The 12,563-nt window shown below is 72.6% G+C and carries 7 protein-coding genes; 1 reads left to right on the forward strand and 6 read right to left on the reverse strand.

Annotated elements, in window-relative coordinates:
* Positions 1-2 precede the first annotated feature (2 nt).
* The 6 genes from IE109_RS00905 to IE109_RS00930 form a co-directional block, all read right to left on the reverse strand.
* Complete coding sequence (locus IE109_RS00905) at positions 3-968, reverse strand: helix-turn-helix transcriptional regulator (RefSeq protein WP_189548453.1); 966 nt, start codon at positions 966-968, stop codon at positions 3-5.
* A gap of 65 nt (positions 969-1,033) precedes the next feature.
* Positions 1,034-3,724: a pyruvate dehydrogenase (acetyl-transferring), homodimeric type gene (gene aceE / locus IE109_RS00910; protein WP_189548454.1), complete on the reverse strand. Its 2,691-nt coding sequence runs from the start codon at positions 3,722-3,724 to the stop codon at positions 1,034-1,036.
* A gap of 456 nt (positions 3,725-4,180) precedes the next feature.
* Positions 4,181-4,804, reverse strand: coding sequence for a GntR family transcriptional regulator (locus tag IE109_RS00915; RefSeq protein WP_189548455.1), 624 nt, complete (start codon positions 4,802-4,804; stop codon positions 4,181-4,183).
* A 177-nt stretch (positions 4,805-4,981) separates the two neighbouring features.
* A complete protein-coding gene (gene sucB, locus IE109_RS00920) occupies positions 4,982-6,820 on the reverse strand; it encodes a 2-oxoglutarate dehydrogenase, E2 component, dihydrolipoamide succinyltransferase (protein WP_189548456.1) in 1,839 nt (612 codons plus the stop codon).
* 58 nt (positions 6,821-6,878) lie between these two features.
* Positions 6,879-8,267 (reverse strand): dihydrolipoyl dehydrogenase, encoded by a 1,389-nt coding sequence (lpdA, locus tag IE109_RS00925; RefSeq protein ID WP_189548457.1) that lies wholly within the window; start codon positions 8,265-8,267, stop codon positions 6,879-6,881.
* Positions 8,268-8,669: 402 nt separating this feature from the next.
* Positions 8,670-10,190 carry a leucyl aminopeptidase gene (locus tag IE109_RS00930; protein ID WP_189548458.1) on the reverse strand — a complete coding sequence of 507 codons (1,521 nt, stop codon included), beginning with the start codon at positions 10,188-10,190 and terminating at the stop codon, positions 8,670-8,672.
* 305 nt (positions 10,191-10,495) lie between these two features.
* Here IE109_RS00930 and IE109_RS00935 point away from each other — a divergent pair, with 305 nt between their 5' ends.
* Entirely contained in the window at positions 10,496-12,556 is a 2,061-nt protein-coding gene (locus IE109_RS00935; protein WP_229890416.1) for a hypothetical protein, read from the forward strand.
* Positions 12,557-12,563 lie beyond the last annotated feature (7 nt).

Raw genomic sequence — 12,563 nt, forward strand, 5'->3', positions numbered from 1 at the left:
GGTCACCGGTACAGCCGCGCCATCCGGTTCGCCGCCTCGGCGAACAGCGTCCGCAGCGCCCCCGGCCCCAGCACCTCCGCCTCCGGTCCCAGGCGCAGGAGCTGGCCGTACGCGACCTCCTGCGACTCCACCGGCAGGGTCACCGTCACCCGGCCCTCCGCGTCCGGCGGGCCGGCCGCCTCCAGCGCCTCGCGGGCGGCGGCCCGGTCGGTGACGTACGGCAGGTCACGCGCCCCGGCCGCGGTGAGCCGCACGACCACCTCCGTGCGCAGGATCGAGCGGGCGAACTCGGCCGCCCGCTCCTCCCAGAACGCCGGCAGGTCGAAGTCCTCGTCCCGGACGAAACGGCCCTCGGCGAGCGTGACGGCGGTGAACCGGTCCACCCGGTACACCCGGAACGAACCGGCCGCGCGGGCGCACAGGTACCAGACACCCGCCTTCAGCACGAGCCCGTACGGCTCCAGCTCGCGCTCCACCTCGGCGTCCCGGCGCCGGTAGCGGGCCGTCACCGGCCGGTCGTCCCAGACCGCCTCGGCGACCGCCGGCAGCAGCGCGGGCGTCTCGGGCTCCTGGTACCAGCCCGGGGCGTCCAGGTGGAACCGCTGCGCCGCCGAGGAGGGCGCGTCCCGCAGCGACGGCAGCAGCGCGGCCGACACCTTCAGGCGGGCGGCCGACGCGGCGTCCTCCAGGCCCATCTCGCGCAGCGCGCCCGGCACGCCGGACAGGAACAGCGCCTCCGCCTCACTGCGCGCGAGGCCCGTCAGCCGCGTCCGGTAGCCGCCGATCAGCCGGTAGCCGCCCGCCCGGCCCCGGTCCGCGTACACGGGCACCCCGGCCTCCGAGAGCGCCAGCGCGTCGCGGGTGACGGTGCGCTCGGAGACCTCCAGCTCACGGGCCAGTTCGGCGGCCGTCATCGAGGGGCGGGACTGGAGCAGGAGCACCATTTTGATCAGCCTGGCAGCACGCATGGACGCCATGATGCAGCAGTCCCCCCGCACCCTGGCGGGTACGGGGGGACCGCCGGGCGACAGCCCTACAGGCCGTAGCGCTCGCGGGCGTCCTTCACCTGCGAGGCCGGGACCTCACCGCGCTTGGCGAGCTGCGCCAGCGCGGCGACCACGATCGACTCGGCGTCCACGCCGAAGTGGCGGCGGGCCGCCTCGCGGGTGTCCGACAGGCCGAAGCCGTCCGCGCCCAGCGAGCTGTAGTCCTGCTCGACCCACTGGGCGATCTGGTCCGGGACCTGGCGCATGTAGTCGCTGACCGCCAGCACCGGGCCCTGCGCGTCGGCCAGCGCCTGGCGCACGTACGGCACCCGCTCCTCGCCGCGCAGGGCGGCCGCGTCGGCCTCCAGCGCGTCGCGCCGCAGCTCGGTCCACGAGGTGGCCGACCACACGTCGGCGGTCACGCCCCACTCGGCGGCCAGCATCTCCTGGGCCTTCAGCGCCCAGTGGATCGCCGTGCCGGAGGACAGCAGCTGGAGGCGCGGGGCGTCCGCCGTGACGGGCGTGCCCTCCTTGAAGCGGTACAGGCCCTTGATGATGCCCGCGTCCACGCCCTCGGGCTTGGCCGGCTGCGGCATCGGCTCGTTGTACACGGTCAGGTAGTAGAAGACGTTCGGGTCCTCGCCGGGGGCCGCCTCGCCGTACATCCGGCGCAGGCCGTCCTTGACGATCACCGCGACCTCGTACGCGAACGCCGGGTCGTACGTCAGCGCCGCCGGGTTGGTCGCCGCGATGACGGGGGAGTGGCCGTCGGCGTGCTGGAGCCCCTCACCGGTCAGCGTGGTGCGGCCGGCCGTGGCGCCGACGAGGAAGCCCCGGCCGAGCTGGTCGCCGAGCTGCCACATCTGGTCGGCCGTCCGCTGCCAGCCGAACATCGAGTAGAAGATGTAGAACGGGATCATCGGCTCGCCGTGCGTGGAGTACGCGGTCGACGCGGCGATGAAGTCGGCCATGGAGCCGGCCTCGGTGATGCCCTCGTTGAGGATCTGGCCGTCCTTGGCCTCGCGGTAGTACATCAGCTGGTCGCGGTCGACCGGCTCGTACGTCTGGCCCTTCGGCGAGTAGATGCCGAGCGACGGGAACAGCGACTCCATGCCGAAGGTGCGGGCCTCGTCGGGGACGATCGGCACCCACCGCTTGCCGGTCCGCTTGTCGCGGATCAGGTCCTTCATCAGGCGGACGAACGCCATGGTCGTCGCGACCGACTGCTGGCCGGAGCCCTTGTCGAAGGCGGTGAAGGTCTTGTCGGCCGGGGCGGGCAGCGGGTCGAGAGCGTGCGTGCGGCGCGCCGGGGCGGGGCCGCCGAGGGCCGCGCGGCGCTCCTGGAGGTAGCGCACCTCGGGGGAGCCGGCGCCGGGGTGGCCGTAGGGCACCTGGCCGTCGGCGAACGCGGAGTCCGGGATCGGCAGGCCGAGCAGGTCCCGCATGTCCTTGAACTCGTCCACCGAGAGCTTCTTCATCTGGTGGTTGGCGTTCTTGGACTCGAAGCCCTTGCCGAGGGTGAAGCCCTTGACCGTCTGGGCAAGGATCACCGTCGGCGCGCCCTTGTGCTCCAGGGCCGCCTTGTACGCCGCGTACACCTTGCGCGGCTCGTGGCCGCCGCGGGAGTACTGGAAACACTCGATGATCTTGTCGTCGGACAGCAGTTTCGCCATCTCGACCAGCGCGGGGTCCTTACCGAAGAAGTCCTCGCGGATGTAGGCCGCGTCGCGGGTCTGGTACGTCTGGATCTGCGCGTCCGGCACCTCGCGCAGCCGGCGCACCAGCGCGCCCGTGGTGTCGAGCCGGAACAGCTCGTCCCAGGCGTTGCCCCACAGCGACTTCACGACGTTCCAGCCGGCGCCGCGGAACTGGGCCTCCAGCTCCTGCACGATCTTGAAGTTGGCGCGGACCGGGCCGTCGAGGCGCTGGAGGTTGCAGTTGACGACGAAGGTGAGGTTGTCGAGCTCCTCGCGGGCGGCGAGCGCGAGGGCCGCCGTCGACTCGGGCTCGTCCATCTCGCCGTCGCCGAGGAACGCCCACACGTGGGAGTTCGAGACGTCCTTGATGGACCGGTTGGTCAGGTAGCGGTTGAACCGCGCCTGGTAGATCGCCGACAGGGGGCCGAGGCCCATCGACACCGTCGGGAACTCCCACAGCCAGGGCAGGCGGCGGGGGTGCGGGTAGGACGGCAGGCCGTTGCCGGCGGACTCCTGGCGGAAGTTGTCCAGGTGCCGCTCGGTCAGCCGGCCGTCGAGGAACGCGCGGGCGTATATGCCGGGGGAGGCGTGGCCCTGGATGTAGAGCTGGTCGCCGGAGCCGTCCTGCTCCTTGCCCCGGAAGAAGTGGTTGAAGCCCGTCTCGTAGAGCCAGGCGGCGGAGGCGAAGGTGGCGATGTGGCCGCCGACGCCGTGCTTGGAGCCGCGGGAAACCATGGCGGCCGCGTTCCAGCGGTTCCAGGCGGTGATCCGCGCCTCCATCTCCTCGTCGCCGTCGAAGCCGGAAGCGGCCTCGGCGGCGGTGGGGATGGTGTTGACGTAGTCGGTTTCGAGCAGCTTGGGCAGCGCGAGACCGGCGCCCTCGGCGCGCTCCAGGGTGCGCCGCATCAGGTACGCGGCGCGGTGCGGCCCGGCCGCCTCGGCGACGGCGTCGAGGGACGCCTGCCACTCGGCGGTCTCCTCGGGGTCGCGGTCCGGCAGCTGGTCGAGCTCGCTCGGCTGGATGCGGGTGGGGTCGGTCATAGTCGCCGCCTTCCGGAGTCGAAGGGGTGTGGAGCCCTTGGTCTTGGCAGGACAGGGCGAGGGGACCTCTGTTGAAGTCCGCGGACGACTGTACGACCGTGATCGATGATCGATCAAAGCGTTGGGCGAAAAATCTGTCCCCGGAGGCCAAAGTCGGCATTCGGTGCCACGAATGCGGGCACCCGGTGCCTGGTTTTCGCAGGTGGGAGCAGCGAATGAGCGTGCGCGACGACCGATGAGCGCCGGCGCGCGCCCGGCGCTCGAAGTGGCGCGGAGGTCCGACCAGCAGGGGGTGCGCGAGGGGGCGACCCACCCTGTGCGCGGGCGGGGCCACAGGACGGGCCGCGCACGCGGGAGGGGGCGTGCGTGGGGCGGGGAGGGTGCCTCGGGCGGCCCAGGCGCGCGGGGAGGGTGCCTCGGGCGGCCTAGGCGCGCGGGGAGGGTGCCTCGGGCGGCCTAGGCGCGCGGGGCGCAGCCCAGGACGTGCTCCTTCACCAGGACCCCGATCCTTGGGTCGCGGCGGCGGAACGCCTGGACGAGTTCCTCGTGCTCCTCCGCGTACGACTTCTGCACGGTGCCGAGCCAGCGGATCGACAGTGCCGTGAAGACCTCGATGCCCAGCCCCTCCCAGGTGTGCAGCAGCACGCCGTTGCGGGCGGCCCGCACCAGCTCCCGGTGGAAGCCCACCGTGTGCCGCACCTGCGCCGTCCCGTCGGCCCGCGCGTCCGCCTCGTAGAGGGCCGCCACATGGGGCTCCAGGGCCGAGCAGTCCTCGCCCAGCCGGTCGGCCGCCAGCTCGGCGGCGATCTGCTCCAGGCCGGCCCGCACGGGGTAGCTCTCCTCCAGGTCCGCCGCGGTGAGGTTGCGCACCCGGACGCCCTTGTTGGGGGCCGACTCGATGAGGCGGAGGCTCTCCAGCTCCCGCAGGGCCTCGCGCACCGGCGTCTGGCTGACCGCCAGCTCGGTGGCGATGCGCCGCTCGACGATCCGCTCGCCCGGCTTCCAGCGGCCGCTGACGATGCCCTCCACGATGTGCTCGCGGATCTGCTCGCGCAGCGAGTGGACGACGGGCGGGGTCATGGGGGCTCCTTCGCTGCTGCGGCGGTCGTTCGCCATTATTCCGCCCGGTAACCCCGTACGGCTGCCCCGAACGGGAGACACCGGTCACGCCGCGATGCCGTGGACACGACAGCGGCGCCCCCGGTCCGGAGAGCTCCGGACCGGGGGCGCCGCTGTCGTACGCCTTGCTGCCGGCGGTTACAGGCCGAGGTCGACCTCGAACTCGCCCGCCTCCAGGATCGCCTTGACGGCCGTCAGGTAGCGGGCCGCGTCGGCGCCGTCCACCAGGCGGTGGTCGTAGGAGAGCGACAGGTACGTCATGTCGCGGACCGCGATGGTCTCGCCCAGGTCCGGGTGGTTGATGACCACCGGGCGCTTGACGGTGGCACCGATGCCCAGGATGGCGACCTGGTTCGGCGGCACGATGACCGTGTCGAACAGCGCGCCGCGCGAGCCGGTGTTGCTGATCGTGAAGGTGGCGCCGGACATGTCGTCCGGGGTGAGGCCGCCGCCACGGGCCTTGCCGGCCAGCTCCGCCGTCTTCTTGGCGATGCCTGCGATGTTCAGGTCGCCCGCGCCCTTGATGACCGGGGTCATCAGGCCCTTCTCGGCGTCCACGGCGATGCCGATGTTCTCCGAGTCGAAGTACGTGATCGTGCCCTCGTCCTCGTTGATCCGGGCGTTGATGACCGGGTGGGCCTTCAGCGCCTGGGCCGCCGCCTTCACGAAGAACGGCATCGGGGAGAGCTTGACGCCCTCGCGGGCGGCGAACGCGTCCTTCGCGCGGTTGCGCAGCTTCATCAGCTTGGTGATGTCGACCTCGACGACCGAGGTCAGCTGGGCCTGCGAGTGCAGCGCCTTCATCATGTTGTCGCCGATGACCTTGCGCATGCGGGTCATCTTGACCGTCTGGCCGCGCAGCGGGGACGCCTCCAGGGCCGGGGCCTTGGCGGCGGCCGGAGCGGCCGCGGCGGGAGCCGGGGCAGCGGCGGCGGCCTTCGCGGCCTCGGCGGCGGCGACGACGTCCTGCTTGCGGATGCGGCCACCGACGCCGGTGCCCTTGACCGACGCCAGGTCGACGCCGTTCTCGGCGGCGAGCTTGCGGACCAGCGGCGTCACGTACGCGCCGTCCTCCGCCGGCTGTGCGGCGGCGGGGGCGGGAGTGGCCGGAGCGGCGGCCGGAGCCTGGGGCTGGGCGGGCGCCGGGGCCTGGGCGGCGGGCGCGGGCTGCGCCGGAGCGGCGGGCTGCGCCGGAGCCGGAGCGGCCGGAGCCTCGGCGGCGGGCGCGGGCTGCGCCGGAGCCTCGGCGGCGGGGGCCTCGGCGGCGGCCGGGGCGGCCGGGGCCTGGGCGGCGGCCGGAGCCGCACCCGGGGCGCCGATGACGGCCAGCTTGGCACCGACCTCGGCGGTCTCGTCCTCGCCGACCACGATCTCCAGCAGGACGCCGGACGCCGGCGCCGGGATCTCGGTGTCGACCTTGTCCGTGGAGACCTCGAGCAGCGGCTCGTCCTCCGTGACCTCCTCGCCGACCTCCTTCAGCCAGCGGGTGACGGTGCCCTCGGTGACCGACTCGCCCAGCGCGGGCAGGACGACGTCGGTGCCCTCGGCGGAACCGCCACCGGCGGCGGCCTCGGCGGTCGGGGCGGGGGCCGGGGCCTCGGCCTCGGTGGACGGGGCGGCCTGCGGGGCCTCCTGCGCGGGGGCCTCCTGCGCGGGGGCCTCCTGCGCCGGAGCCGGAGCGGCCTCGGCGGCCGGAGCGGCCTCGGCGGCGGGGGCGGCCTCGGCGGCCGGGGCGCCCGAGCCGTCGTCGATGACGGCCAGCTCGGCGCCGACCTCCACCGTCTCGTCCTCGGCGACCTTGATGGAGGCCAGGACACCGGAGGCCGGGGCGGGGATCTCGGTGTCGACCTTGTCCGTCGACACCTCCAGCAGCGGCTCGTCGGCCTCGACGCGCTCGCCCTCGGCCTTCAGCCAGCGGGTGACAGTGCCCTCGGTGACGCTCTCGCCGAGCGCCGGCAGGGTTACGGAAACCGACATGGTTTCGGTTGCTCCTAACGAATTGCGGAAAGTGGTCGTCGCGCCCGGACTGAAGGCGTCAGTCGTGGGAGTGGAGGGGCTTGCCGGCCAGGGCCAGGTGGGCCTCGCCGAGCGCCTCGTTCTGCGTCGGGTGGGCGTGGATCAGCTGCGCGACCTCGGCCGGCAGCGCCTCCCAGTTGTAGATCAGCTGTGCTTCGCCGACCTGCTCGCCCATGCGGTCACCGACCATGTGGACGCCGACCACGGCACCGTCCTTGACCTGGACGAGCTTGATCTCACCCGCGGTCTTGAGGATCTTGCTCTTGCCGTTGCCCGCGAGGTTGTACTTCAGGGCGACGACCTTGTCCGCGCCGTAGATCTCCTTGGCCTTGGCCTCGGTGATGCCGACGGAGGCGACCTCGGGGTGGCAGTACGTCACCCGGGGCACGCCGTCGTAGTCGATCGGAACGGTCTTCAGACCGGCCAGACGCTCCGCCACCAGGATGCCCTCGGCGAAGCCGACGTGCGCGAGCTGGAGGGTCGGGACGAGGTCGCCCACGGCCGAGACGGTCGGGACGTTGGTGCGCATGTACTCGTCGACGAGGACGTAGCCGCGGTCCATCGCGACGCCCTGCTCCTCGTACCCGAGGCCGGCCGAGACCGGGCCGCGGCCGATGGCGACGAGCAGCACCTCGGCCTCGAAGGTCTTGCCGTCCGCCAGGGTGACCTTGACCCCGTTGTCGGTGTACTCGGCGCTCTGGAAGAACGTGCCGAGGTTGAACTTGATGCCGCGCTTGCGGAACGCGCGCTCCAGGAGCTTCGAGCTGTTCTCGTCCTCGACCGGGACGAGGTGCTTCAGGCCCTCGATGATCGTGACGTCGGTGCCGAAGGACTTCCAGGCGGAGGCGAACTCGACGCCGATGACGCCGCCGCCCAGGATGATCGCGGACTCCGGAACCCGGTCCAGCGTCAGCGCGTGGTCGGAGGAGATGATGCGATTGCCGTCGATCTCCAGGCCCGGGAGCGACTTCGGTACGGAGCCGGTGGCGAGGAGGACGTGGCGGCCCTCGACCCGCTGGCCGTTCACGTCGACCGAGGTGGGGGAGGACAGCCGGCCCTCGCCCTCGATGTAGGTCACCTTGCGGGAGGCGACGAGACCCTGCAGGCCCTTGTACAGGCCGGAGATCACGTCGTCCTTGTACTTGTGGACGGCCTTGATGTCGATGCCCTCGAAGGAGGTCAGCACACCGAACTGGTCGGCCTCACGGGCCTGGTCCGCGATCTCACCGGCGTGGAGCAGCGCCTTGGTGGGAATGCAGCCGTTGTGCAGGCAGGTGCCGCCGAGCTTGTTCTTCTCGATCAGTGCGACGTCCAGGCCCAGCTGCGCACCCCGCAGGGCCGCGGCGTACCCGCCACTGCCACCGCCGAGGATCACTAGGTCGAAAACGGTGCTGGCGTCGTTCGCCACGTCACGTCCTCCATGCATGTGCGCCGGTCGCCGGTCGTCCACGACCGGGCGGCGGCTGGTGTCCGGCCGCTGATTCTTCGGCCCTGTGGTGGGGGCCCTGTCCTGCCGAGAACCCATCTTCGCACTTGTTGCCGGGACACGGGACGCGGGGCTGTTCTTATCCGGGGCTCGGTTCGGCTCCGGGGCGCTCAGGACGGTGTCGACGGCCGATCGTGCCCGGTCCCTCGTTCCTCGGGACCCGCGCGCGTTCTCCCTCCCGGCACCGCCGCGCCCCTTCGTCCCACTCACCGGGCCGCGCGGGTGGGAGGCACCGGCCGGCGGACGGGGTGATCCCGCGCACACGGCGGCCCCGGGGGGTGTCCCCCCGGGGCCGCCGGAGTGACCGTGCGGTCACCGCGGGTGTCAGCCGAGGTCGCCCGCGGCCGTGCGCTCCGCCAGCCTCACCAGGGTGCGGACGGCCGAGCCGGTGCCGCCCTTGGGGGTGTAGCCGAACGGCCCGCCCTCGTTGAAGGCCGGGCCCGCGATGTCCAGGTGGGCCCAGGTGATGCCCTCGCCCACGAACTCCTTGAGGAACAGGCCGGCGACCAGGCCGCCGCCCATCCGCTCGCCCATGTTCGCGATGTCGGCGGTCGGCGAGTCCATGCCCTTGCGCAGGTCGGCCGGGAGCGGCATCGGCCAGGACGCCTCGCCGACCTCCTCCGCGATCTCGTGGATGGAGGTACGGAACGCGTCGTCGTTCGCCATGATGCCGAACGTGCGGTTGCCCAGCGCCAGCACCATCGCGCCGGTGAGCGTCGCCACGTCGACGATCGCGTCCGGGTTCTCCTCCGACGCGCGGGTCAGGGCGTCGGCCAGGACCAGGCGGCCCTCGGCGTCGGTGTTCAGGACCTCGACGGTCTTGCCGCTGTACATGCGCAGCACGTCGCCGGGACGGACGGCCGAGCCGGAGGGCATGTTCTCGGCGAGCGCCAGCCAGCCGGTGACGTTCACCGCGAGGCCCAGGCGGGCGGCCGCGACGACGGCGGCGAACACGGCGGCGGCGCCGCTCATGTCGCACTTCATCGTCTCGTTGTGGCCGGCCGGCTTCAGGGAGATGCCGCCCGAGTCGTAGGTGATGCCCTTGCCGACGAGGGCGAGGGTCTTCTCCGCCTTGGGGTGCGTGTACGCGAGCCTCACCAGGCGCGGCGTGTGCTCCGAGCCCTGGCCGACGCCCAGGAGGCCGCCGTACCCGCCCTTCACGAGGGCCTTCTCGTCGAGGACCTGCACCTTGATGCCGTGCTCCTTGGCCGCCGCGGTGGCGATGGCGGCGAAGGACTCGGGGTAGAGGTCGTTCGGCGGGGTGTTGACCAGGTCGCGGGCGCGGTTGATCTCCTCGGCCAGCGCGGCGGCGCGCTCGGCCCCCGCCTTGTACGCCTTGTCGCGCGGCTTGGTGCCCAGCAGCGCCACCTCGCCCAGCGGGCCCTTGGCGTCCTTGCCCTGCTCCCGGTAGGCGGTGAAGGCGTACGCGCCGAGCAGCGCGCCCTCCGCGACGGCCTCGGCGTCCTCGACCGCCTCGACCGGCAGGGCGAACCCGGCCTTCTTGACACCGGCCAGCGCGCGGGCGGCCGCACCGGCGGCGCGGCGCAGGGCCTCGGCGTCGTACGCCTCGTCCTTCTCGGGCGCCGTGCCGAGTCCCACCGCGAGGACGAGCGGGGCCTTCAGGCCGGACGGCGCGGGCACCTTGGTCACCTCACCCTCGGAGCCCGAGGCGCCGAGGGTCTCCAGGACGCCGGCGAGCCTTCCGTCGAACGCCTTGTCCACGGCCTCGGCGCCCGGTGCCACGACGAGCCCCTTGCCGCCCTTCCGGCTCTTGGCGACGCCGACGACGAGAGCGTCGGCGCGCAGTGTCGCCGCGCCGGCGGTGCTGAGAGTGAGAGCAGTCACGGTGGTGAATTCTCGCTTCCATTGAGTTCTGAGGCGGTCGAGGGGTGGGACGACCGAGTCCTGCCGCATCGTAAGTGGAGCCCGGTGCGCGCCGTGAACGAGCCTACGCGTGCTGTCCCGTTTCGCTCACGGCGGCGGCAATTCACTCATCCGTGGCGTCTCCTCAACGTTTGCTGCGTCAACTGCTGAGAGCTGCGTCACACTCCCTGCATTCGTGCAAGGGAGCAACGTACCGCTTTGCATCATCACCACAGATCCTCCCGGCGGCCGCGCGCCCACGGGGGACCCACGAGGGGGGAAGTCATATGCACACGTCCGGATTCCGGCGCAGGAGAGCGGCGGGCACCCTGCCGGCCGCGACCGCACTGGCCACGGCCCTGCTGGCGACGGTCGTCCCGGCCGCCCCGGCGTCGGCGGCCGAACTCGCGCCGCGCGTCGACCTGACGGTACTCGTCGTGGACGACGGCGGCGGCGCGGTCGGGGCGATCGCCTCCGAACTCAAGGGGTCCGGCACCCCTTACCGCACCGTCCGCCTCACCGACCCGGCGCGCCCGGTCATCGACGCCGCGTTCCTCGCCGACACGGTCGACGGGCGGCCCCGCGCCAAGTACCAGGGCGTCGTCCTGCCCGACGAGGCGCCGCAGGGTCTGGCGCCGGCCGAACGGGCCGCTTTGACCGCGTACGAGCAGAAGTACGCCGTCCCGCAGGTCGACGCCTACACCTGGGCCCACCCGGGCGTCGGCCTGGACCACACCAGCGAGGGCGGGAGTTCCGGCGTCCTCGACGGCGTCCGCACCGACGTCACCGCCGCTGGGCGGACGGGCCCCTTCCGGTACCTCGACGGGCCCCTCACCTTCGAGGACAACGACCCGGACGTCGCCGAGAGTTACGGCTACGCGGGCCGGCCCCGCGAGGGCTACACCAGCTACCTCGACATGCCCGTCGCCGGCGGCGGGCGCGCCAGCCTCGTCGGGCAGTACGCCCACGACGGCCGGCGCGAACTGGTCGTCACCTTCGCGTACAACCAGCACCAGCGGCAGTTCCGCGCCCTGGCCCGCGGCATCGTGGAATGGCTGACGGACGGCGTCCACCTCGGGCAGAACCGCAACTACCTCTCCGTCCACGTCGACGACGTGTTCGCCCCCGACGCCCGCTGGGACACCGAACGCAACTGCACGCCCGGCGACATCGACTGCGTCGGCGGCGGCGACGGCGGCGCGTCCACCCCGCCGATCCGGATGACCCGGGCCGACGCCCAGTACGCCGCCCAGTGGCAGCGTTCCGCGGGCTTCACCCTGGACATGGTGTACAACGCGGGCTCGGGCGAGGAGTGGAGGACCGAGCACGGCGGCAGCGACCCGCTCACCGCCCAGCTGGTGGCCGACCGCGCCCAGTACCGCTGGATCAACCACACCTACACGCACCCCTTCCTCGGCTGCGTCCAGGACACCTCCACCGTCCCGTGGAGCTGTGCCAAGGACGCGTACGGCAACACCCGTTACATGAGCCGCGCCGAGATCACCGCCCAGATCCGCGACAACCACACCTGGGCCGTGAACCGGGGCATCGCCGTCGACCGCGCCGAACTGGTCACCGGCGAGCACTCCGGCCTCAGGACCCTCCCGCAGCAGCCCGCCGACAACCCGAACCTCGCCGGCGCGCTGGCCGACACCGGCGTCAGGTGGATCGCGAGCGACAACTCCCGCGACCCCCAGCAGCGGCCCGTCGGCACCGCCAAGACCGTCCCGCGCCACCCGATGAACGTGTACTACAACGTCGGCACCGCCGCCGAGATGGCCGACGAGTACAACTGGATCTACACGTCGAAGGAGGACGGCGGAAGCGGCGTCTGCGAGACCAACCCCGCCTCCACCTGCCTGGACGAGCCGCTCGACGTCACCACCGGCTACGCCTCGTACATCGTCCCGCAGGAGGCCCGGATCGCCCTCGGCCACGTCCTGGGCAACGACCCCCGCCCGCACTACGTCCACCAGTCCAACATGGCCGAGGACCGCCTCCTCTACCCGGTGCTGGACCGGATCCTGGCCGACTACCGCGGCCTGTTCGCCGACAACACCCCGCTCGTCAACCCCCGTCACCGCGACGCCGGTACGGAACTGGCCCGCCGCGCCGCCTGGGACAAGGCCCTCGCGGACGGCAGGGTCACCGCGTACCGCATCGGCGGCACCGTCACCGTCAAGGCGCCCGCCGGAGTGACCGCCCCCGTCACCGCGCCCGAGGGCACCCGGAAGAACCTGCTGCTCGGGACGGCGGCGTTCGGCACCGGATACGCCGGTGCCCGCTCGGCGTGGACCGCGCCCGAGGCGCTCCAGTCCGCGGTCACCCTCACGCTGCCGACCACCTGACGCCCGA

This window comes from Streptomyces lavendofoliae (assembly GCF_014649735.1).
GTDB lineage: Bacteria > Actinomycetota > Actinomycetes > Streptomycetales > Streptomycetaceae > Streptomyces > Streptomyces lavendofoliae.

Bases quoted from the DNA above. Each gene is read 5' to 3' on its own strand.
- IE109_RS00935 (WP_229890416.1), top strand. From the start codon at position 10,496: ATGCACACGTCCGGATTCCGGCGCAGGAGAGCGGCGGGCACCCTGCCG.
- IE109_RS00905 (WP_189548453.1), bottom strand. From the start codon at position 968: ATGCGTGCTGCCAGGCTGATCAAAATGGTGCTCCTGCTCCAGTCCCGC.
- aceE (WP_189548454.1), bottom strand. From the start codon at position 3,724: ATGACCGACCCCACCCGCATCCAGCCGAGCGAGCTCGACCAGCTGCCG.
- sucB (WP_189548456.1), bottom strand. From the start codon at position 6,820: ATGTCGGTTTCCGTAACCCTGCCGGCGCTCGGCGAGAGCGTCACCGAG.
- IE109_RS00915 (WP_189548455.1), bottom strand. From the start codon at position 4,804: ATGACCCCGCCCGTCGTCCACTCGCTGCGCGAGCAGATCCGCGAGCAC.